The organism is Thermosulfuriphilus ammonigenes (assembly GCF_011207455.1).
Lineage (GTDB): Bacteria > Desulfobacterota > Thermodesulfobacteria > Thermodesulfobacteriales > ST65 > Thermosulfuriphilus > Thermosulfuriphilus ammonigenes.
The window spans coordinates 843,628-862,838 of sequence record NZ_CP048877.1; the positions used below are offsets into that span (position 1 = coordinate 843,628).

A 19,211-nucleotide genomic window follows, 5' to 3' on the forward strand; every position below is an offset into this window, starting at 1 on the left:
CCGGAGGAAGTAGTATAATGGGTGCCGTTTCTTTGCCAAGTAGAAAATACGACCCAGGTAATAATTACTCTTTGACGCTTTCGGGAAAGGAGAAGAATCTGAGAAGACCAGTCTGGGTGGAAATAGATCTCGGGGCCATAAGGTATAACTTCCGACAGCTAAAACAACTGGTGGCCCCAGCCCATCTAATTCCTGTTGTCAAATCAGATGCCTATGGTCACGGCCTGATCCCTGTATCCAGAGTGCTGGCCGAAGAGGGGGCCCTCTTCCTGGGAGTCTCCGAACTAGATGAGGCTTTAAAGATAAAAGAGGCCGGGATCAAAACACCCCTTCTTCTCATCTCAGGCTTTGAGAGAGAATGGCTTAAAGAGATAGTGCGGGGGAGAATTACTCCCACGGTAAGCTCCTTAAAAGAGCTCCAGATCCTGGCCCAAGAGGCCCCGAAGACAGCGTTTCACCTCAAGGTGGATACCGGCATGGGGCGTCTGGGCCTTGAGGGAAAAGAGCTCGATCTGGCCCTGGAAGCAATTCTAAAGGAAGGATTAAACCTGACGGGCCTCATGTCCCACCTGGCCCTAAGCGGCCCGGAAGAACCTTTCACCCGCGAACAAATCTTCCGTTTTAAGGCTACCCTTAAGCGAATAAGGGATCTCGGATACCCCCTTCCTCTGGCCCATTTAGCCAACTCGGCCGGGGCTATTCTCTATCCGGAGGCCCGGTTTACTGCTATCAGGCCGGGGATAGCCATCTATGGAGCCCTCCCCCACCCAGCCTGTGAGAAAGTCCTTCGGCTTCGACCGGCCATGAAGGTCCTGAGTCGAATAATAGAAATCAAAAAGGTCTCCCCGGGCCAGGGGGTCGGCTATGGGCTGCTCTTCAGGCCCCAAAGGCCTAGCCAGATAGCCGTTGTCCCGGTAGGCTACGATAATGGCTACCTGCGAACACTCTCAGGCCGGGGTTGGGCCCTGGTAAGGGGGAAGAGGGTGCCAGTAGTGGGGTCTGTCTGTATGAGGGCCCTTTTTCTTGATGTCACCGAGGTAGAAGGAGTAGATGTAGGGGATGAAGTCCTCCTCCTTGGCTCTGGAGCCGAAGGAGATATCCGGGCAGAATCATTGGCCGAGGCGGCAGGAACTATTGCCTATGAGCTTTTTTGTCTTTTAGGGAGGTTAAACTCTAAGGTCTTCATTGAGGGCTAGGAAATGTTTGGCATCGGAGTCCCGGAGCTGATTGTTATCTTTATTGTGGCCCTTATTGTCCTGGGGCCCGAAAGGTTGCCAGAACTGGCCAAGACTATCGCCAGGGGAGTGGCCGAATTTCGCCGGACCGCCAATGAGGTAAAAAGAGAGCTTGAGATAGAGGATCTAGAGCCGCCCCGCTGGGAAGATCTCCATGAGCCCGTCAGGAGGCCTCAAGAAGAAAAAGGCTCTGAAGGCCCTGGAGAAAAGGCCCCTCAAAAAGAGAAAGACACCGGGGAAAGCCTTCCCCCCAAAGAGGGCCCTTTACCCCCAGAAGAGGGAAAAAACGAAAGGCCTCCCCGAACTTCAGAGACCGGCTAAACCATGGATTTTCTCCGTCTGCCTATATCCGCTCACCTGGCTGAGCTGAGAAAAAGGCTGATTACCGCTGTGGTGGCCATTCTTTTGGCCTGGGTCTTGGCCTACGCCTTCTCCCGTCAGATCTTCGCCCTTATGACCCAACCCCTTTCCCGCTCTTTCCCCGGGGAGGATCCCTTCCTGGTCTTCACCGCCTTGCCGGAGGCCTTTTTCGCCTATCTTAAGGTCTCCTTCTGGGTGGGGCTTATACTGGCCTTCCCGGTGGTTCTCTTTGAACTTTGGCGCTTTGTCTCCCCGGGGCTTTACAGCCACGAACGCCGGCTGGCCCGCAAGTTCCTTCTGGGAGCCCTGGGGCTATTTGTGGCCGGAGGGCTCTTTGGGTTTCTGGTAGTTCTCCCCATCATCCTCAGCTTCTTTTTGGGTTTTGCCAATCAGGACCTCATCGCTCTGCCCCGAGTGGAAAGTTATCTTACCTTCTGCGCCAAGCTTATCCTTACCTTTGGGCTGATCTTTGAGATCCCCTTTCTTATGTATGCCGCCGGCCGGCTGGGTCTTGTCTCCCGAGAATATTTCCGCCGACAGCGGCGGATGGCCTGGTTGAGCCTTTATTTTTTGGCAGCGGTGATGGTTCCCAGCGATATATTCACCCAGCTTCTTCTTGCCATCCCCATGATTCTTCTCTATGAGTTGGGAACGCAGGTGGTCCCCAAGCGCCTCAAGGAAGGTCAAGAGGAGAGGGCTAACCAGAGGTAAAGAAAGATGAAACTACTTATCGTCGGATTGGGAGGAGCCCTGGGGGCAATACTTCGCTATCTGGTGGCCGGACTTTTAAGCCGCGCTTTTCCCCTTTTTCCCTGGGGGACTTTTGTGGTCAACGTATCTGGCAGTTTCCTTCTGGGATTCTCGGCCACCCTGATGACCGAACGTCTTCTGGTTTCTCCGGAGACCCGAATATTTATCACCATCGGCCTCTTAGGGGCTTACACCACCTTCTCCACCTTCGAGTATGAGAGCCTCTCGCTTCTGGAAAACGGCGCCCATATGGAAGCCTTCGGTAACATCTTCGGGAGCCTGGTGGCCGGCCTTGTAGCCGTAAAGATAGGCCGCATTCTGGCCCAGATCCTTTAACGGTAAAAACGCAAAAAATTGCGGAGAATCCTTACCCCTTCCGGGATCTCTTCGGATTCAAAATCCCAGTCTCGCGGAGGGGTATTGAGTCTTTGCCAGGAAGCCAAAGAGGTGCCAATAGACTCCGGATGAAATTGGACCCCCTCTACAGGAAGACTGCGGTGACGAAGGCCCATAATCTCTCCGGTCTCCGAACGGGCGGTGACTATCAGCTCCTCAGGTAAGGTCTCTTCATCAACCAAAAGGGAGTGGTAGCGCATGGCCTCAAAAGGATTCGGAAGCCCGGTATAGATGGTTCGGGAATCGTGGTAGATAAGGGAAGTCTTGCCGTGCATAAGCCTCTGGGCCCGAACGATTCGCCCCCCAAAGGCCACCCCAATGCTCTGATGCCCTAGACACACACCCAGGATAGGAAGCCGACCAGCAAAGTGGCGGATGGCGGCCACTGAGATACCGGCCTCCGCCGGGGTGCAGGGGCCGGGACTAATAATCAGATGGGAAGGAGACAGGGATTCGATAGTTCGGAGGTCCACCTGATCGTTACGGAAGACATGGAGTTCACAGCCCATGGCCCCCAAAAGTTGAACCAAGTTGTAGGTAAAGGAATCGTAATTATCGATAACCACAAGCCTGGCATCCATTGGTTGGACTCCCTCTACTGTCAAGCTGGGGTTAACATGTTACATAAAACATGGCTATTAGCTACCATCTTGTGGTCTTTTAACCAAGTAAAGGAGGACCCATGATAAAGATCGCCCCTTCCATCCTCTCGGCAGACTTTGGCCGGCTGGCCGAAGAAGTCCGGGCCGTGGAGGCCGCCGGAGCCGACGTGATTCACATAGACGTCATGGACGGCCACTTTGTTCCCAATCTGACCATCGGCCCCTTGGTGGTCAGGGCAATAAGGCCGACGACTGAGCTTCCCTTTGATGTCCACCTGATGATTGAGGCCCCAGAGAGGTACATCGAGGACTTTGCTGAGGCCGGGGCCGACTGGATCTCAGTACATGTAGAGACATGCCCCCATCTTCACCGCACCATCCAACAGATAAAGTCTCTGGGTAAGTGGGCCGGGGTGGCCATTAATCCGGCCACCCCGTTAGAGGCCCTGGATTATATCCTGGAGGAAATAGACTATGTCCTCATAATGAGCGTTAATCCAGGCTTTGGCGGGCAGAGCTTCATCCCCTCTTCCCTTAGAAAGATTGCCCGTCTTCGGGAACTCATAAGCCAGCGAGGGCTCTCTGTGGCCATAGAGGTCGATGGAGGTATAAACCTTTCTACCATCAGCCAGGTATCTCAGGCCGGAGCGGAGATCTTTGTCGCTGGTTCAGCCATCTATGGTACCCAAAATTATCAGGAGACCATCCTAAAACTCAGAGAATTGGCCCATGGCTCGTAGGCGAGGCCCCCTTTTCCGCTGCCAGGAATGTGGGTATCAGAGCCCGAAGTGGTTTGGCCGCTGTCCGGCCTGCTCAAGCTGGGGGACCATGGTCGAAGAGATCCAGGAGAAGACCCCACCCTCAAAACGGCGGCCTCCAGAAGCCAGCCCCATTACCTCGGTTGAGGCCGAAAGATATCCCCGCCTCAAGACCGGCATCGGAGAGCTAGACCAAGTCCTGGGTGGGGGGCTTGTTCCTGCCAGTCTCGTCCTCATCGGTGGGGACCCGGGAATTGGCAAATCAACCCTGGTTCTCCAGGCTGCGGCGGCCTTGGCCCAAACCGGAGAAAAGGTTCTTTATGTCTCTGGAGAGGAATCTCCAGAACAGATCCGTCTTCGGGCCGAACGGGTGGGGGCCCTGGCCAAGGACCTGCTCATCCTTTCGGAGACGGTTTTAGAGGCGATAACAGCCGCCGCGGAGGATCTGTCTCCAGCACTTCTGATTATTGACTCCATCCAGACCATCAGGACTGAAGAGGTGGCCTCAGCCCCAGGAAGTGTGGCTCAGGTTAGAGAATGCACCGCCAGGCTCCTGGATTTTATTAAGGCCCGACAGATGAGCCTCTTCATCATTGGACACGTCACCAAAGAAGGGGCTATAGCTGGCCCTCGAGTCCTTGAACACCTGGTGGACACGGTCCTTTACTTTGAAGGTGAAGGAGGGCACCCCTACCGGATCCTCAGGGCAGTCAAAAATCGCTTTGGTTCCACTCAAGAGATCGGGGTCTTTGAAATGAGGGAGACGGGTCTGGTGCCGGTGACTAACCCCTCCTGGATCTTCGTCTCCGAAAGACCTGCCGGGGTCTCTGGGTCTGTGGTCACCGCCTGTTTGGAAGGTACCCGCCCCCTCCTGGTGGAGATCCAGGCCCTGGTGGGGACAAGCCCCTGGGGCACTCCTCGCCGCACGGCCATTGGTCTTGATCCCTACAGGGTATCGCTCCTGGTAGCCATTTTGGAACGGCGGGCCGGCCTTCGGCTTTACGATCGGGATATCTTTATTAACGTAGTCGGGGGAATCAGGTTGGCGGAAACAGCTGTTGACCTAGCCGTCGCTTTGGCCTTGGCCTCCAGCCATCTCGATCGTCCCCTGCCCTCGGACCTTCTGGCCTTCGGGGAGATTGGTCTGGCCGGAGAGTTGAGACGGGTGGGCCGGGCCGGGGACCGGCTCCGGGAAGCCCAAAAGATGGGCTTTCGCCGGGCCCTTGTGCCCCGAGGAACTTCCGAAAACCTTCCAGATATGGAAATCCTTACGGCGGATTCTCTGAAAGAGGCCCTTGATCTTTTCTTTTAGGAGGAGATTGGCCTTGTCAAATAACACTAGGGCCTTGTATTATGGCAAACCAAAATTCCTTCGGGAGGGAAAATCATGGGGGATAAAGTAGTTCAGGTAACTGATGCCACTTTCGAACAGGAGGTTATTAACTCTGAGACCCCGGTGTTGGTAGATTTCTGGGCTGCCTGGTGTGGTCCCTGTCGGGCTATTGCTCCAATTATCGACGAACTGGCCGAGGAGTATGCCGGCAAGCTCAAGGTGGCCAAATTAAACGTGGATGAGAGCCCGGTGACCCCGGGAAAGTTTGGCATAAGGGCCATCCCCACCCTTATCATTTTTAAAGACGGTCAGGTAGCCCAGCAGATTACCGGAGCCGTAGCCAAGGCCACCATTGAAGCGGCCATCAGAAAGGTGCTTGAGTAGAAGCCATGGACGTCCAACTGGCCATAGTCGGTGCCGGTCCAGCCGGGCTGACAGCCTATATATATGCTGCCCGGGCGAGGTTAAAGACGGCCCTTATTGACAAGCTGGGAGCCGGGGGGCAGGTTTTAACTACTGATTGGGTAGAGAACTATCCCGGCTTCCCAGAGGGGATAAGTGGCTACGACCTTTCGCAGCAGTTCTTAAAGCACGCTCAGCGGTTTGGCCTTGAACCAGTTATTGGAGAGGTCCAGAAACTGGTTCGGGAAAATAAAGCCTTCCTGTTAGAAACCAGTCAGGGCCCCATCCGGGCCCAGGCGGTTATCGTCGCTACCGGGGCCCGTCCTAACCGGTTAGGCGTTCCGGGAGAGGAGGAATTAACCGGAAAGGGAGTCTCCTACTGTGCCACCTGTGACGGGCCCTTCTTTCTGAATCAAGTAATCGCTGTAGTTGGTGGGGGGAATACCGCGGTTCAGGAGGCCCTGTACCTCACCCGCTTTGCCCAGAAGGTCTTTCTTATTCATCGGCGCGATCGTCTGCGGGCCACCAAGATCCTCCAAGAAAGGGCCCTGGCCCATGAAAAGATTCAGATTATCTGGGATACAGTGGTAGAGAGGATTGAGGGCCAAACAGAGGTGGAGGCCATCCAGCTTTACAATCGCAAAACCGGTCAGCGGAGTCGCCTGGAGGTCGGTGGGGTCTTCATCTTTGTAGGGATCATTCCCCAGGCAGACTTTATTGGCCCAGAGTTAGTAGACAAAGACGATCGGGGCTTTATCATCACCGACGCAGAGATGGCCACCAAAACCCCTGGGCTTTTTGCGGCTGGAGACGTGCGGGTCAAGGCCTGTCGCCAGATTGTCACCGCCTGTGGTGACGGGGCCTGCGCCGCTTACCAGGCCGAACAATATCTGGATTCTCTGGCATGATGAGCCGTCCAGGGTTCTGCTTCCTAGGTCTTGTTTTGAGCCTGTTCTTGTTAACAGGCTGTCTCCATCGTCCAGCTGGTCCAAGTGGGGAGCCCCAGAGCTTTTGGGCCTGGCTCAAAAGGGCGGCTGCCCCTCGCCCCAAAAACCTCCTTGAGGAAGTCCAGGAGGCGATGAGGGAGTTTGAGCGTGGACGTTATGTGGTGGCCTTTGAGAAGTTCCAGAGCATTCGTGACCGCTACCCTACCACCCCTTACGCCCTTTTAGCCGAACTCAAGATGGCTGATTGTAAGTATTACTCGGGCTCCTATGAGGAGGCCATTGTTCTTTATGAACAGTTCGAGAAACTCCATCCAACCAATGAGGCTGTACCTTATGTGATCTTCCAGATAGGTTCAGCCTACTACCGAATGATGCTCTCTCCAGACCGAGATCAGACCAACACCCGGAAGGCTATAGAGGCCTACGAACGCCTTCTCCGACAATATCCAGACAGCCCCTACAGCCTGGAGGCCAGGCGCCGCATCCGCCGTTGCCGTGACAATCTGGCTGCTCACGAGTATTATGTAGCCCATTATTACTTCCGGGTGAAAAGATACCGGGCGGCCTATGCCCGGCTGGAGTATCTTCTGAAAACCTATCCCGACACTGATACAGCCCTTAAGGCCCGAAGCCTCCTTAAGAAGGTGGCTACAAAGGTGGGGCCAGATTGGCAGCCCGGTCAAAGTCCGGATTCGTAGGAGTTTTCACATGGGAGAGATCTATCGCTTCGGAGTCTCTATTCCCTCGGAGCTCATTGAGGCCTTTGATCGCTACATTGCCGAAAGGCACTATACCAATCGCTCCGAGGCCATCAGAGATCTCATCCGGGAGAAGCTGGTCGAAAGGGAATGGGAAATTAGCGGCCGAGAAGTGGTGGGAACCATCACCTATGTTTATGATCATCACCAGCGAGAGTTGGTCGATCGTTTGATCGACCTTCAGCATGATTACCACGAAAACATTCTTGCCGCCCAGCACATCCATCTTGACCACGACAACTGTCTGGAGGTCATCATTGTTAAGGGCCACCCCAAGATCATCCGGGAGTTGGCCAACCGGATCCACTCCACCAGAGGAATAAAACACTGTCAGTTAACCATGACCACCACCGGACAGGATCTAGTCTAAATTCTCAAAAATTCTGGTTTTCTGAAGGAAGAAGATGATTGCAGAGATAAAACCGGTCAGCATCGAGGAGGAACTCAAGAAGTCCTACCTGGATTACGCCATGAGCGTCATCATCGGACGGGCCCTCCCTGACGCTCGAGATGGCCTTAAGCCCGTCCAGCGGCGTATTCTCTACGCCATGTATGAGCTGAAAAACGACTGGAACAAGCCCTACAAGAAGAGCGCCCGTATTGTTGGTGATGTTATCGGTAAATATCACCCCCACGGAGACGCCGCCGTTTATGACACCTTGGTCCGCATGGCCCAGGACTTCACTATGCGCTATCCCCTGATAGATGGTCAGGGGAACTTCGGCTCCATAGACGGCGATGCCCCGGCGGCCATGAGATACACCGAGGTCCGCTTGGCCAAGCTGGCCCATGAACTCATGGCCGACCTAGAAAAAGACACTGTAGACTTTGTCCCCAACTACGACAACACCCTTAAGGAACCGGCCATCCTCCCCACCAAGGTTCCCAATCTTCTGGTAAATGGGTCCTCGGGTATAGCCGTGGGCATGGCCACCAATATTCCCCCTCACAATCTGGGAGAGGTTATTGATGCCTTGGTGGCCATGATCCGCAACCCCGAAATTACTATTGATGAGATTCTTGAGCTTCTCCCGGGGCCGGATTTTCCCACCGCTGGTTTCATTTGTGGCCGAAGCGGTATCAAAGAAGCCTACTTTAGTGGTAAAGGAATCATCAAACTCAGGGCCCGGGCCCTTATTGAACGAGACAAACATAAGACCGCCATCGTTATCACCGAGCTCCCCTATCAGGTCAACAAGGCCCGTTTAGTGGAGAAGATTGCCGAGCTGGCAGCCAACAAGAAAATCGAAGGCATTGCCGATGTTCGTGATGAGAGCGACCGTGAGGGCCTCCGGGTAGTAATTGAGCTTAAACGGGAAAAGGCCGACTTGGCCCCGGTGGTCCTCAACCAGCTCTACAAACACACCCCTCTTGAAACCAGTTATGGCATAATCCTGCTGGCCCTGGTCAACAATCGTCCCCAGTTACTCAACATCCGTGAGCTTCTGGGGCTTTTTATTGAACACCGCAAGACCGTAGTCATCCGACGAACACGTTATGATCTCAAAAAGGCCGAGGAACGAGCTCACATCCTGGAAGGGCTAAAGATCGCGCTGGCCAACCTGGATGAGATCATCGCCCTTATCCGGGCCGCCAAAAGCCCCAAAGAGGCCAAAGAGGGCCTGATGAGCCGCTTTAAACTAAGCCAGATCCAGGCCCAGGCCATCCTGGATATGAGGCTCCAGCGTCTGACAGGTCTGGAGAGGGATAAGATCCTGGCCGAATATGAAGAGGTTCTTCGTAACATCGCTTGGTATCGTCAGATACTCTCAGATGAGTCTGTACTAATGAAGATAATCGAGGATGAGCTTTTGAGTATTCGGGAAGAATATGCCGACCCCCGACGGACAGAGATTATCAGCGATCCTGGAGAGATTCGGGTTGAGGATTTAATTGCTGAGGAGGATATGGTGGTTACCATCAGCCATCAGGGTTACATAAAGCGCAACCCGGTCTCTCTCTACCGAAGCCAGCGACGTGGAGGTCGGGGGGTCACCGGAATGGAAACCAAAGAGGAAGATTTCGTCGAACACCTTTTCATCGCCTCCACCCATGATTACATCCTGTTTTTCAGCAACATTGGACGGGTTTACTGGCTTAAGGTTCACGAAATTCCCCAGGCCGGCCGCACCGCCCGGGGAAAGGCTATTGTCAATCTCCTGCCCCTTCAGTCCGAGGAGAGAATAAATGCCGCCATCAAGATACGCTCCTTTGATGAGAAGGCCTACGTAGTTATGAGTACCAGGGCGGGTTTGATCAAAAAGACCCCTCTTGAAGCCTTCTCAAACCCCCGGTCTGGAGGCATCATTGCTGCCAAGATTAATCCTGGAGACGAACTTATGGCCGCGGCCCTCACCACTGGGGAAAAGCACATTTTTGTCGGCACCAGACAGGGACAATCAATTCGTTTCAGAGAGAGCGATGTTCGGCCTATGGGACGGCAGGCCGCCGGAGTTAAGGCCATTGACCTGGCCGAGGGAGACTACCTGGTGGCCATGGAGATTCTAGAGCCAGAGGAGACGGCCACCATCCTTACGGTTAGCGAGAACGGCTTCGGCAAACGGACACCGGCCGAGGAGTATCGGGTCCAGAGCCGAGGAGGCAAAGGCATTCTTACCGTTCGGATTACGGCCAAAAATGGCCCAGTAGCCGGAATTCTTAAAGTAACCGAAGAGGATGAAATCATGCTCCTTTCCCAGACGGGAAAGATCATCCGAATCAAGGCCAGTGATATTCCCATCCATGGTCGAGCTGCCCAAGGCGTAAGGCTGATCTTCCTCCAACCTGGAGAAAAACTGGTAGGAGTGGCTAGGGTGGCCGAGAGGGAAGAATGAAAATCGCCGTCTTGGGGGCCGGGAGTTGGGGGACTGCTCTGGCCAGGCTTTTGGCCCGCAAGGGGCTCTCGGTAGTTCTTTGGGCCAGAAGGGATAATCTGGCCCAAGAGATTATAATCCGGCGCGAAAATCCGGTCTATCTTCCCGGGATCCGGCTACCAGAGACTCTGAAAGTTACCGCCCACATGGACCAAGCCCTCTCTGGAGTCGAGGTGATAGTTTTAGTTGTCCCCTCTCATGGTCTCCGGGAGACCCTCCGAATAGCCAGAGACATGATCCCCAAGGGACTTAGAGCCGTGGTCTCGGCTACCAAAGGAATCGAAACCGAGACCCTTAAACGAATGAGCCAGGTAATTGAGGAAGAAGTTCCGGATCTGGCCGCCCGAGTAGGGGTCCTGTCTGGCCCCAGTTTCGCCACTGAGGTGGCCCAAGAGGTTCCTACGGCGGTTACCGTGGCCGCCCACCTCCCTGAAGTGGCAGGCCTCCTCCAGGAGCTCTTCCATACCCCCTTCTTCCGAGTTTACACCACCAACGACGTTGTGGGGGTAGAACTGGCCGGTGCCCTTAAAAACGTCATGGCTATCGCCGCTGGTATCGCCGAAGGCCTAGGCTTTGGGACCAACACCCGGGCCGCCCTCATTACCCGGGGCTTGGCTGAAATCAGTCGTCTGGGCCTGGTCCTGGGAGCCAACCCTCTCACCTTTGCCGGTCTGGCGGGTCTGGGAGACCTGGTCCTGACCTGTACCGGGACTCTGTCCCGAAATCGCCAGGTGGGGCTTCGACTTGGCCGGGGAGAGTCTCTGGAGGCCATCTTAGCCAGCATGAAGATGGTGGCCGAGGGAGTTCGGACAACCAAGGCTGCCTACCGCTTGGCCAAGGCTCAAGCTGTAGAGCTTCCCATCACCGAGAAGGTCTATGAGATCCTCTATCAAGGCAAAGCCCCGGCCCAGGCCGTAAGGGAGCTTCTTTCTCGAGAGCCCAAGCCGGAGATGCCTCACTACATGGAGACAATGTGAGGTTGAAGGACTATCACCAACTCCCGACTTTCTTTGACTTTGGCCTTGTGTCTGAAAAGCCCTCCCACCACTGGAGCGTCCCCCAGCCCGGGCACTTTAGAGTTCCGGCTCTGCTCCTCCCGGGTGATGAGGCCTCCTAAGACCAGAAGCTCGCCATCCTTTACCCGGGCAAAAGTGGCCAGATTGCGCAACCGAACGATAGGAAGCTGAACGTACTGATTCTGACTTATCTCTACCAACTGGATATCCTCAACCACAGAAGTCACAGGGATGATGTAAAGGATGACTTCGTCATCACTGACAATATTAGCCACCACCGACATCCCCACCCCGGAGAAGACCGTATCGGTCTCAGAGGTGTAGCTTACCGAGCCGGTATCGGCCTGGGTGGTGGAGGATACAGACTTGAGATAGGAAATATTTGTTCCCACCGTCAGGGTGGCCCCGTGGCCGTTTAGTAGAGATATTTTGGGATTGGCCAGAACGCGAACGTTACCGTAGGCCCTTAGGGCATCCAGAATAACCGAAAAAGTCTGCGGCTGGAGGCTTATTTCCCGGATGAATTTAACCCCCTTAAAGGGGTAGATATGGGAACGATACTCCTGAGTGGTTTCAATGGTCTCGCTGGCGTTAGTACCAGTAACCTTGGTGTAGGCCGCTGCCCCCCCTTCTATAGCCTTAAGCACCGGTTCGCTCCCAAAGTAGATAGCCGCCTCCAAGACCCGGTGAAGAACATCATCCCAGTTAATCCCGGTGGCCGTGGCCTGAGTGAGCTGGACTTCGATGATCTTGGCCTCCACCACCACCTGACGATAGAGCTCCTTGCGCAAATCGGCCAGATAACGCTCCACCTCTTCTAGCACCCGGGGGGGAGCCGTTACCCGGATAAGACCGATGGGCCGATCAATGGTAAAATAGCCAAATTTGCCATGGATGGTCTTGGGCCCCTGAGGCTCCTCCTGGGTCTGATTCTGACCGCCAGCCGGGGTGGAGGGGCCCTGCCCCAGCCCAGGAGGGATAACCGGCTCTGACGGCGGCTGACTTATGGTCTCTCCCTGCTCTGGACGCGTCCCGCCGTTTAGGATAACCAGAAGATTGTTTTCCAGATCATTCCAGAAATCGATGGTATCACGAGAATCCACATCTAACCGGAGCTGGGAAGACATTTTATCCTTAGCCGACTCTCCGCCAGCCCCTAGAAGATCTCCTCCAATAGAGGAGTTAAAGCTTTCTTTCAAAAAGGGCATGGCCAGATAGTAGGATCTGGTGTCTTTGTACTTAATGATCAGGGTGTCTCCCTTAAGACGATAGAAGTAATCATGTTGCCGAAGAACATTTCCGATGGCCTCGTAAAGATCATCTTCGGGACGGATATGCACATCCACAAGAACATTAGGATCTACGTCGCTGGCCCAGCTAACACTAATGTCTCTCAGCTCGGCTAATTTTTTAATCACCTGTCTTAAAGGAACCCGTCCACCCTTGGAGACGATCTCTGCTCCCACAGGGGTATAGGGACGTCCTGTCTTAAGCTCCACCGAAAGAGGCTTAACCATAAAATGAGGAGTCTCTAGCAGGGCTGGAGAAAGTTGTTTCTTTTTGGGAATAGCAGCCTCTTTTTTGACTTTTTTGGCCTCTTTGGCCTTAGGTATTTGAGGAATGGTAATCTCACTTTGTTCCTCTACCGGGGGGCTGGTGGTAGCACAGCCCCAGATGAAAAACAGGCTCCAGATGACCAGTATCCAAGACACCCTACGGTGCATTTTGCTCCCCTCCTTGGCAGACTTTATCCCTCTTTTCTTTGATTATCTTCTTGATTGCCTCCGGGAGTCGGAAACCTCCCTGAAGAAGCTGATCATAACTGCTGCAGGCCTGGCCGGGATCTATCTTCTCCCAGACTCTGGCCTTGGCCACGGCTACCTGAAGGCTGGGGCCGGCCTCTTCTTCATAACGCTGGTAAAACTTAAGGGCTTCAGGAAAGCGGCCTTGCTTCTCCAGGAAGGCCGCATAGTTGTAATAAACTTCTGCTAAGTGGGGACGTCCGGTTAGGGCCTTCTGGAAGAGGGTCTCCGCCAACTCGGCATTACCCAGGGAGGCCTCGGCCAAGGCCCCGTAAAGGGCGGCCTCGGCATCCAGAGGAGTCCGCTTAAGTACGGCCTGACTGTAAAAGGCGGCCTTAAAATAATTGCCTGTCTGGTAGTGAAGGTAGGCCAGTTTCTTGGCTATATCCACGGCCTCGGTGTTAAGGGTGTAGGCCTGTTCGTAGAGGTCAATAGCTTCAAGGGATCTGCCTGCCTTCTCCAGCTTCCAGGCCCTTTCTACCAGCTCCCGGGCCTCATGCTGGGCTTTCTTTTCCGCCCGAATGATACGGGCCATCTGGATGACCTCTGGACTGACGATTTTGGTCTTAAGTTCTCCGATAGCCTCTCCTGTCTTAGTCTGCCCTTCCTTTTTAGGGGAGTGAGGCCTTATGAGGATAGTGTTTAGACGCTCTTCCTTCTCCAGCCCCTTGAGGTCAAGAATCAACTCCAAGGCCAGATCCCAGGGCACGTCCTTCAGGGAAAGAGTCACCGTGCCCTTTACTCCCTCATCCACAATAAAGTTACGACCACTTATGTCCCCTAGAAGCCGGAAGACATTGTGAATATCGGCCTTATAGAAATCTACGGTAATCCGCTGTCCGCTATAGGTTGATATCTTACGAACTTCAGGAGAAAGCCCCGAAGATCCCTCAGGCCCCTGCCCCTCTTTCCAGACTATTACCCGCACCCCTTCCCGAGCTTTCAAAACCCGATAGGCAACATTTTGATCATCAAGAAGAAACAGGCGGATCATTAGATCCTTCCCTCGAGGGGTGATAAGAACCTTGCTGATCAGCCCCCGATCACCCGAAAGAAGAGAGGGGAGCCCCTTGGACTCGCTAGCCAATCCCCGGAGACGAATCTCTATTCTTGCCGGAGACCTCTTTAGCTTGCTGTCCACTGAGCCTATCTTTCCCCGGATGATCAGAGCCACTCGCCCCTTCCCCTCCGCCTGGAGCCCTATCTCGGAAACATAGTCTCCCCAGACCAAGGGTGAATTGAGGAGAGTAAGAGTAAAGACCAAAAAGGTTAATATCCTAACCATTATTATCCTCTCCTCCTATCTTGAGCTTGAGCTCAATCTTCTTGACTATCTCTCTCCCCCAGGCCTTGGTCCTGATTTCCAGGACGAGGCTATTGGAGGTTATCCGGCTGACTTTAGCTCGCTCCACCCCCACCAAAGTCCCCCTGCGAACCAGGTAACCTCGTCCGGTAGGGTCCTCCAGCATAGCCATGGCCTGCCCCTCAGAGAAGACCACGGCCGTTAGACGAAATTGGCTCAAGGGAAAGCTTTCTAGGGGCGAAGTCCTGAAACGAGACTTTTTAGGCTGGGACTCCGGAAGATAAAAGGGAACAAAGGGATCAGGCTTTCCCGCCGGATTGTAGTGAAAATTAGAGGTGATCCCCAAAAGGAGAAGAATCTCCTCGTCTATGGCCCAAGAAACAGAGACCCCATAGACGAATAAGAATCCCAAGATGAGGGCAAGCAATTTACCTCTTGGAGGCATGTCTGGCCCCCTTTTTAGGCTTTTTTCGCCCTGATTTTTCCTCTTGAGCCTTTTTAGCCTCCGCTTCCTCAATGAAACGGAAGGTCATTAGCTCGCAGTCAGCAGTAAGGGTCATCTCCGGGCTGTCCTCCTTAGGACCAACTATTTTGAAGGATCGAACCAGAACCAAGCGATCAAGATCCTTAATCTCATCAAAAAAGATCCCCAAGGAGTGATATCCTCCCCTTACAGACACCTTCACCGGAATGGCCGCATACCCCTCTTTGGCCTCCTCCTCCTGAGGCTCAAAACGAACAAACTCCAGCCCAGACATCTTTCCCGCCTTGGCCACCAGCTCAAGAAGCGAGGAGATTTCTTTTTTGTCGGGCAAAATCGCACTTACCTTTTCAAAAACCCTCTCTTCATCCCGCATTTCCTTGGCCAGCTTGTTAATGGTGGCCGACTTGATCTTGAGGATCTCAATTTGCCTCTTAAGGCCCTGACACTGAGCGTCTACCCTTCTCAGGGCCTCCATCGTGGGCAGAAGGAGAAAATTAATGAAAAGGACAGGCACAAAGACAAAAACCAAAAGGGCTAAGAGGATCTTAGTCCTTCGCTCCTGGGCCTCTATATTGCCTATCAGTTTATTTAGTTGCTGCTTTAGCCTGTTCATAGGCAACCACTTTCACCCGGAACTTAAAGCTGGTGACGCTTTTGCTACCCACCTTTTTCTCCTCGGAGACCACCCGAATGGCGTCCCGGAAGAAAGGAGAGCTTTCGATCTGTCTCATGTAGAGGGCCAGAGTCAAGTTATCTAGGGAGACGCCTTCAAGAAGGACCTCATCTCCCTCAAGGGTAATGGAAGTGAGGTAGAGCCGTCCTTCAGGCAGCTTGCTGGCCACCACATCCAGGACCCGGACCGGAATTTCTCTGCGACCGGTCAGGTCCTTAATAAGATTTATCTTTTTAGTGATAATTTTCTTTTTCTTCTCAATATCTAAGACCTTGGCGTATATCTTTTTATATTTGTTGTAATCAGCCTGAATTAGGCGAAGTTCCCTCTCTTTTTGCCCCTTGTTGAGAAGTAGTATCCCCCAGAGTAAGAGAAGAAACAGATAAAGGACCAAGGCGGCAATCACCGAGTAAAGAATAATATCCCTTTGTCGCTGTCTGGAGGAAACGGTCTTCTGGGGTAAGAGGTTGATCCTGATCATGACTCTTCAGTTATCAAGTTTGCCAGGCTGGAGCCCAGGCAGACTCCCATCTGAATCGATGCCTGACGGACATAATCCTCATCTATCTTTTGAAAATCGGCCTCTAAAGAGGCCAGAGGATCTAGAAGGTGAACCTCAAAGTCTAGACCCTGACGGAAGGATTCAAGAAGGCCTTTGATCCGGGCAGATCCTCCCACCAGATAGACGGCTGAAATATCCAAGTCTCCGAAGCTTACTTTCGCGAATTCAAGGGCCTTCTTGACCTCTTTAATCCAGCGTTTCTGAGCCTCCTCCACCACCTCCCTGATTTTAGAAAATCTCTGGTCTTGAGGAGAAATGGTGATCTTCAATCTTTCAGCCTCTTCAAAGGGAATATCCAGGGCTTTGGCGATATCGCTGGTCAGCTGGCTTCCCCCTTGGGCCACGTCACGAACAAAAATGGGCCCCCCTTTGGACCAGATAGAGACCGTCATCTTACTGGCCCCTATATCTACCAAAGCCGCACCATTTGAGCCCTGACAGAACTCATAGGTATTGGAAAGGGAAAGGACATCCACCCCAATTACAGAAGGAACCACCCCGGCCTCCATAGCCAGAGAAGAGTATTCATCAATAATCTCTCGTCGGGCGGCCACCAGAAGAAGGTCCAGATTACCTGATTGTCTGGGATTAAAGAGATGGTGATCCAGATAGACCTCCTCCAGATCAAAGGGAATGTAAGACTCGGCCTCCTCCTCCAGGCCTTCAGGAAGATCGGCCTCTCTTTCCCGAGGAAGATTGATCCTTTTGATAATCACTGAATAGCCGGAGATGGCCAGAGAGACTTGTTTTGAGGCCACCTTGAGATTATTAATAAGGGCCTCTAGGCGCTCTTTGATTACCGCCCTCTGCTTGGGGATCCCATCCACAATGGCCCCCAAGGGCAGAGTGGCCATACCCATAGAGCGAAGACGGGGGGCCTCAGGCGAGCCTTCTATCTCAAGGAGCTTTATGTAGCGAGAGCCCATATCAATGCTGACCAGAGAGCGTTGTCTTTTAAAAATCTTTAAAAGATTAGCGAGCCCGGAAAACATAGATTTGATCGGTTCCTTTTTGGATTAACTTTGCCCAAGCGACCTTAACATTTATCTATTGGCCCATGTCAACCGCATTTTTGTCAGCTAACCTAATACATCGACCAGAGGGAAGAAATTCATAAGGGCCTCAGAGTCCTTTTTAGGAATGTAAAGATTATGGCCAAGATAGATCCCAGATTTATCCGTAACTTCAGTATCATCGCCCACGTGGATCACGGGAAGTCTACCCTGGCTGATCGTCTGCTCGAAGCCACGGGAACGGTGTCTTCCCGGGAGATGAGGGAGCAGTATCTTGATCGCATGGATCTGGAACGAGAAAGGGGCATCACCATTAAGGCCCAGACAGTCCGACTCACTTATCGAGCCGAAGACGGCAATACCTATACACTCAATCTCATTGATACCCCGGGACATGTGGACTTCGTCTATGAGGTATCCCGCAGCCTGGCTGCCTGTGAGGGAGCCCTCTTGGTGGTAGATGCCTCCCAGGGAGTGGAGGCCCAGACCCTGGCTAACGTCTACCTGGCCCTGGAAAACGACCTGGAGATTATCCCTGTCCTCAACAAGATCGATCTGCCTCAGGCCGATCCAGAAAGGGTCAAGGCCGAGATCGAAGAGATTATTGGCCTTGATGCCAGCGAGGCCATCCTGGCCAGCGCCAAGGAAGGCATTGGGACCAAAGAAATCCTTGAAGCTATCGTCAAAAAAATTCCCCCACCAAAAGGGGAGCCTCAGGGTCCTCTAAGGGCCCTTATATTTGACTCCTGGTTTGATCCTTATCTGGGGGTGGTAGTCCTTATTCGAGTGGTCGATGGGCGGATTTACAAGGGTCAGAAAATCAAGATGATGTCCACAGGTAAGACCTTTGAGGTAACCAAGGTGGGGATCTTTGCCCCTCATCCGGTAGAGGTGGAGAGCCTCTCTATGGGAGAGGTGGGCTTTTTTGCTGCCAGTATCAAAGAGGTCCGGGATACGAAAATAGGTGACACTGTGACCGAGGTCGATCAGCCAGCGGCCACTCCCCTGCCAGGTTTCCGGGAGGTCAAGCCCATGGTCTTCTGTGGCCTCTTTCCGGTGGAAACAGCCCAGTATGAGGCCCTGAGGGAGGCCATGGAGAAACTCTGGCTCAATGATCCGGCCTTCTCCTATGAACCCGAAACCTCCGAGGCCTTAGGGTTTGGTTTTCGCTGCGGTTTTCTGGGGCTCCTGCATATGGAAATCGTCCAGGAGCGACTGGAAAGAGAATTCGGGCTAAACCTTATCAGCACCGCCCCGGCTGTCCGTTACCGAATAACTCTCAACTCCGGGGAGGAAATCTATGTGGATAATCCGGCCAAGTTTCCCCCCCGGGATCGAATCACTCAAATCGAAGAACCTTACATTAGGGCTGACATTTACATTCCCAAGGAGTATATCGGTCCTGTGGTCAAGCTCTGCGAAGAAAAAAGAGGCGAACAGAAGGAGATGCGCTACATCTCTCAAGGACGGGTTCTTCTGGTCTATGAACTTCCTTTTGCTGAGGTGGTGTTAGATTTCTATGATCGCTTAAAGAGCGTCTCTCGGGGATATGCCTCTTTAGACTATGAACCCATAGGCTACCGGCCATCTGATCTGGTCAAGCTCGATATCTATATCAACAAACAGCCGGTAGATGCCCTTTCGGCCATTGTTCATCGTGACAAGGCCTACTATCGGGGGCGGGATCTGGCAGCCAAGCTCAAAGAGGTCATACCCCGCCAACTCTTTGAGGTAGTCATCCAGGCGGCCATCGGAAGCCGGGTAATCGCCCGAGAGCGTATCCCGCCCTTGAGGAAAAACGTCACCGCCAAATGTTACGGAGGAGACATCACCCGGAAACGAAAGCTCCTAGAGAAGCAAAAGGAAGGTAAAAAACGGATGAAACAATTTGGCCGGGTGGAAATCCCCCAGGAGGCCTTTCTGGCTGTACTGAAGATCTAAAGG

General features: G+C 53.4%; 20 protein-coding genes. 13 read left to right on the forward strand and 7 right to left on the reverse strand.

Going from position 1 to position 19,211, the window contains the following annotated elements; all coding sequences use genetic code 11:
- Positions 1-17 precede the first annotated feature (17 nt).
- From alr to crcB, 4 genes are read left to right on the forward strand one after another with little or no spacing between them, the layout of a single operon-like run.
- Positions 18-1,196, forward strand: a complete 1,179-nt coding sequence (gene alr, locus G4V39_RS04080) for an alanine racemase (protein ID WP_166031722.1) — start codon at positions 18-20, stop codon at positions 1,194-1,196.
- Between the two features lie 3 nt (positions 1,197-1,199).
- Positions 1,200-1,556 (forward strand): Sec-independent protein translocase protein TatB, encoded by a 357-nt coding sequence (tatB, locus tag G4V39_RS04085; protein ID WP_166031723.1) that lies wholly within the window; start codon positions 1,200-1,202, stop codon positions 1,554-1,556.
- Between the two features lie 3 nt (positions 1,557-1,559).
- On the forward strand, positions 1,560-2,306 hold the full coding sequence (tatC, locus tag G4V39_RS04090; protein WP_166031724.1) for a twin-arginine translocase subunit TatC: 747 nt from the start codon (positions 1,560-1,562) through the stop codon (positions 2,304-2,306).
- 6 nt (positions 2,307-2,312) lie between these two features.
- Positions 2,313-2,681 (forward strand): fluoride efflux transporter CrcB, encoded by a 369-nt coding sequence (gene crcB, locus G4V39_RS04095; protein WP_166031725.1) that lies wholly within the window; start codon positions 2,313-2,315, stop codon positions 2,679-2,681.
- Here crcB and G4V39_RS04100 read toward each other — a convergent pair.
- On the reverse strand, positions 2,678-3,322 hold the full coding sequence (locus G4V39_RS04100; RefSeq protein WP_166031726.1) for an anthranilate synthase component II: 645 nt from the start codon (positions 3,320-3,322) through the stop codon (positions 2,678-2,680). The two genes, crcB and G4V39_RS04100, sit on opposite strands and share 4 nt — an antisense overlap.
- A 101-nt stretch (positions 3,323-3,423) precedes the next feature.
- Between G4V39_RS04100 and rpe the strand changes: the two genes are divergently transcribed.
- The 8 genes from rpe (at position 3,424) to G4V39_RS04140 (ending at position 11,391) form a co-directional block, all read left to right on the forward strand.
- The gene (gene rpe, locus G4V39_RS04105) at positions 3,424-4,083 is read left to right on the forward strand and encodes a ribulose-phosphate 3-epimerase (protein WP_166031727.1); all 660 of its coding nucleotides are present in this window, start codon (positions 3,424-3,426) and stop codon (positions 4,081-4,083) included.
- Positions 4,073-5,413, forward strand: coding sequence for a DNA repair protein RadA (gene radA / locus G4V39_RS04110; protein ID WP_166031728.1), 1,341 nt, complete (start codon positions 4,073-4,075; stop codon positions 5,411-5,413). The genes rpe and radA overlap by 11 nt, the downstream gene beginning before the upstream one ends.
- A gap of 75 nt (positions 5,414-5,488) precedes the next feature.
- Complete coding sequence (gene trxA, locus G4V39_RS04115; protein WP_166031729.1) at positions 5,489-5,818, forward strand: thioredoxin; 330 nt, start codon at positions 5,489-5,491, stop codon at positions 5,816-5,818.
- 5 nt (positions 5,819-5,823) lie between these two features.
- The gene (trxB, locus tag G4V39_RS04120) at positions 5,824-6,744 is read left to right on the forward strand and encodes a thioredoxin-disulfide reductase (RefSeq protein WP_166031730.1); all 921 of its coding nucleotides are present in this window, start codon (positions 5,824-5,826) and stop codon (positions 6,742-6,744) included.
- Positions 6,744-7,481 (forward strand): outer membrane protein assembly factor BamD, encoded by a 738-nt coding sequence (bamD, locus tag G4V39_RS04125; protein ID WP_246169745.1) that lies wholly within the window; start codon positions 6,744-6,746, stop codon positions 7,479-7,481. The genes trxB and bamD overlap by 1 nt, the downstream gene beginning before the upstream one ends.
- A 10-nt stretch (positions 7,482-7,491) precedes the next feature.
- A complete protein-coding gene (nikR, locus tag G4V39_RS04130; protein ID WP_166031732.1) occupies positions 7,492-7,911 on the forward strand; it encodes a nickel-responsive transcriptional regulator NikR in 420 nt (139 codons plus the stop codon).
- Between the two features lie 34 nt (positions 7,912-7,945).
- Positions 7,946-10,375, forward strand: coding sequence for a DNA gyrase subunit A (gyrA, locus tag G4V39_RS04135; RefSeq protein WP_166031733.1), 2,430 nt, complete (start codon positions 7,946-7,948; stop codon positions 10,373-10,375).
- Complete coding sequence (locus tag G4V39_RS04140; RefSeq protein ID WP_166031734.1) at positions 10,372-11,391, forward strand: NAD(P)H-dependent glycerol-3-phosphate dehydrogenase; 1,020 nt, start codon at positions 10,372-10,374, stop codon at positions 11,389-11,391. Before gyrA ends, G4V39_RS04140 begins: the two co-directional genes overlap by 4 nt.
- Here the strand turns inward: G4V39_RS04140 and G4V39_RS04145 are convergent.
- The 6 genes from G4V39_RS04145 to pilM are packed head-to-tail and all read right to left on the reverse strand — an operon-like array spanning position 11,373 to position 17,246.
- A complete protein-coding gene (locus G4V39_RS04145; protein WP_166031735.1) occupies positions 11,373-13,154 on the reverse strand; it encodes a hypothetical protein in 1,782 nt (593 codons plus the stop codon). The genes G4V39_RS04140 and G4V39_RS04145 overlap by 19 nt on opposite strands.
- Positions 13,144-14,517 carry a tetratricopeptide repeat protein gene (locus G4V39_RS04150; protein ID WP_166031736.1) on the reverse strand — a complete coding sequence of 458 codons (1,374 nt, stop codon included), beginning with the start codon at positions 14,515-14,517 and terminating at the stop codon, positions 13,144-13,146. Before G4V39_RS04150 ends, G4V39_RS04145 begins: the two co-directional genes overlap by 11 nt.
- Entirely contained in the window at positions 14,510-14,980 is a 471-nt protein-coding gene (locus tag G4V39_RS04155; protein ID WP_181494209.1) for a pilus assembly protein PilP, read from the reverse strand. The genes G4V39_RS04150 and G4V39_RS04155 overlap by 8 nt, the downstream gene beginning before the upstream one ends.
- The gene (locus tag G4V39_RS04160) at positions 14,964-15,632 is read right to left on the reverse strand and encodes a type IV pilus inner membrane component PilO (protein ID WP_166031738.1); all 669 of its coding nucleotides are present in this window, start codon (positions 15,630-15,632) and stop codon (positions 14,964-14,966) included. The genes G4V39_RS04155 and G4V39_RS04160 overlap by 17 nt, the downstream gene beginning before the upstream one ends.
- On the reverse strand, positions 15,604-16,173 hold the full coding sequence (locus tag G4V39_RS04165; protein WP_166031739.1) for a PilN domain-containing protein: 570 nt from the start codon (positions 16,171-16,173) through the stop codon (positions 15,604-15,606). Before G4V39_RS04165 ends, G4V39_RS04160 begins: the two co-directional genes overlap by 29 nt.
- Positions 16,170-17,246, reverse strand: a complete 1,077-nt coding sequence (gene pilM, locus G4V39_RS04170; protein WP_166031740.1) for a type IV pilus assembly protein PilM — start codon at positions 17,244-17,246, stop codon at positions 16,170-16,172. Before pilM ends, G4V39_RS04165 begins: the two co-directional genes overlap by 4 nt.
- 159 nt (positions 17,247-17,405) lie before the next feature.
- On the opposite strand from pilM, the gene lepA reads away from it, so the two are divergent.
- Positions 17,406-19,208 carry a translation elongation factor 4 gene (gene lepA / locus G4V39_RS04175; RefSeq protein WP_166031741.1) on the forward strand — a complete coding sequence of 601 codons (1,803 nt, stop codon included), beginning with the start codon at positions 17,406-17,408 and terminating at the stop codon, positions 19,206-19,208.
- Positions 19,209-19,211: the final 3 nt, after the last annotated feature.

Coding starts and splice junctions, on each gene's coding strand:
- bamD (WP_246169745.1), top strand. CDS start 6,744: ATGAGCCGTCCAGGGTTCTGCTTCCTAGGTCTTGTTTTGAGCCTGTTC.
- G4V39_RS04160 (WP_166031738.1), bottom strand. CDS start 15,632: ATGAACAGGCTAAAGCAGCAACTAAATAAACTGATAGGCAATATAGAG.
- trxA (WP_166031729.1), top strand. CDS start 5,489: ATGGGGGATAAAGTAGTTCAGGTAACTGATGCCACTTTCGAACAGGAG.
- G4V39_RS04165 (WP_166031739.1), bottom strand. CDS start 16,173: ATGATCAGGATCAACCTCTTACCCCAGAAGACCGTTTCCTCCAGACAG.
- trxB (WP_166031730.1), top strand. CDS start 5,824: ATGGACGTCCAACTGGCCATAGTCGGTGCCGGTCCAGCCGGGCTGACA.
- alr (WP_166031722.1), top strand. CDS start 18: ATGGGTGCCGTTTCTTTGCCAAGTAGAAAATACGACCCAGGTAATAAT.
- G4V39_RS04155 (WP_181494209.1), bottom strand. CDS start 14,980: ATGCCTCCAAGAGGTAAATTGCTTGCCCTCATCTTGGGATTCTTATTC.
- pilM (WP_166031740.1), bottom strand. CDS start 17,246: ATGTTTTCCGGGCTCGCTAATCTTTTAAAGATTTTTAAAAGACAACGC.
- G4V39_RS04150 (WP_166031736.1), bottom strand. CDS start 14,517: ATGGTTAGGATATTAACCTTTTTGGTCTTTACTCTTACTCTCCTCAAT.
- tatB (WP_166031723.1), top strand. CDS start 1,200: ATGTTTGGCATCGGAGTCCCGGAGCTGATTGTTATCTTTATTGTGGCC.
- gyrA (WP_166031733.1), top strand. CDS start 7,946: ATGATTGCAGAGATAAAACCGGTCAGCATCGAGGAGGAACTCAAGAAG.
- G4V39_RS04145 (WP_166031735.1), bottom strand. CDS start 13,154: ATGCACCGTAGGGTGTCTTGGATACTGGTCATCTGGAGCCTGTTTTTC.
- nikR (WP_166031732.1), top strand. CDS start 7,492: ATGGGAGAGATCTATCGCTTCGGAGTCTCTATTCCCTCGGAGCTCATT.
- crcB (WP_166031725.1), top strand. CDS start 2,313: ATGAAACTACTTATCGTCGGATTGGGAGGAGCCCTGGGGGCAATACTT.
- rpe (WP_166031727.1), top strand. CDS start 3,424: ATGATAAAGATCGCCCCTTCCATCCTCTCGGCAGACTTTGGCCGGCTG.
- tatC (WP_166031724.1), top strand. CDS start 1,560: ATGGATTTTCTCCGTCTGCCTATATCCGCTCACCTGGCTGAGCTGAGA.
- G4V39_RS04140 (WP_166031734.1), top strand. CDS start 10,372: ATGAAAATCGCCGTCTTGGGGGCCGGGAGTTGGGGGACTGCTCTGGCC.
- G4V39_RS04100 (WP_166031726.1), bottom strand. CDS start 3,322: ATGGATGCCAGGCTTGTGGTTATCGATAATTACGATTCCTTTACCTAC.
- lepA (WP_166031741.1), top strand. CDS start 17,406: ATGGCCAAGATAGATCCCAGATTTATCCGTAACTTCAGTATCATCGCC.
- radA (WP_166031728.1), top strand. CDS start 4,073: ATGGCTCGTAGGCGAGGCCCCCTTTTCCGCTGCCAGGAATGTGGGTAT.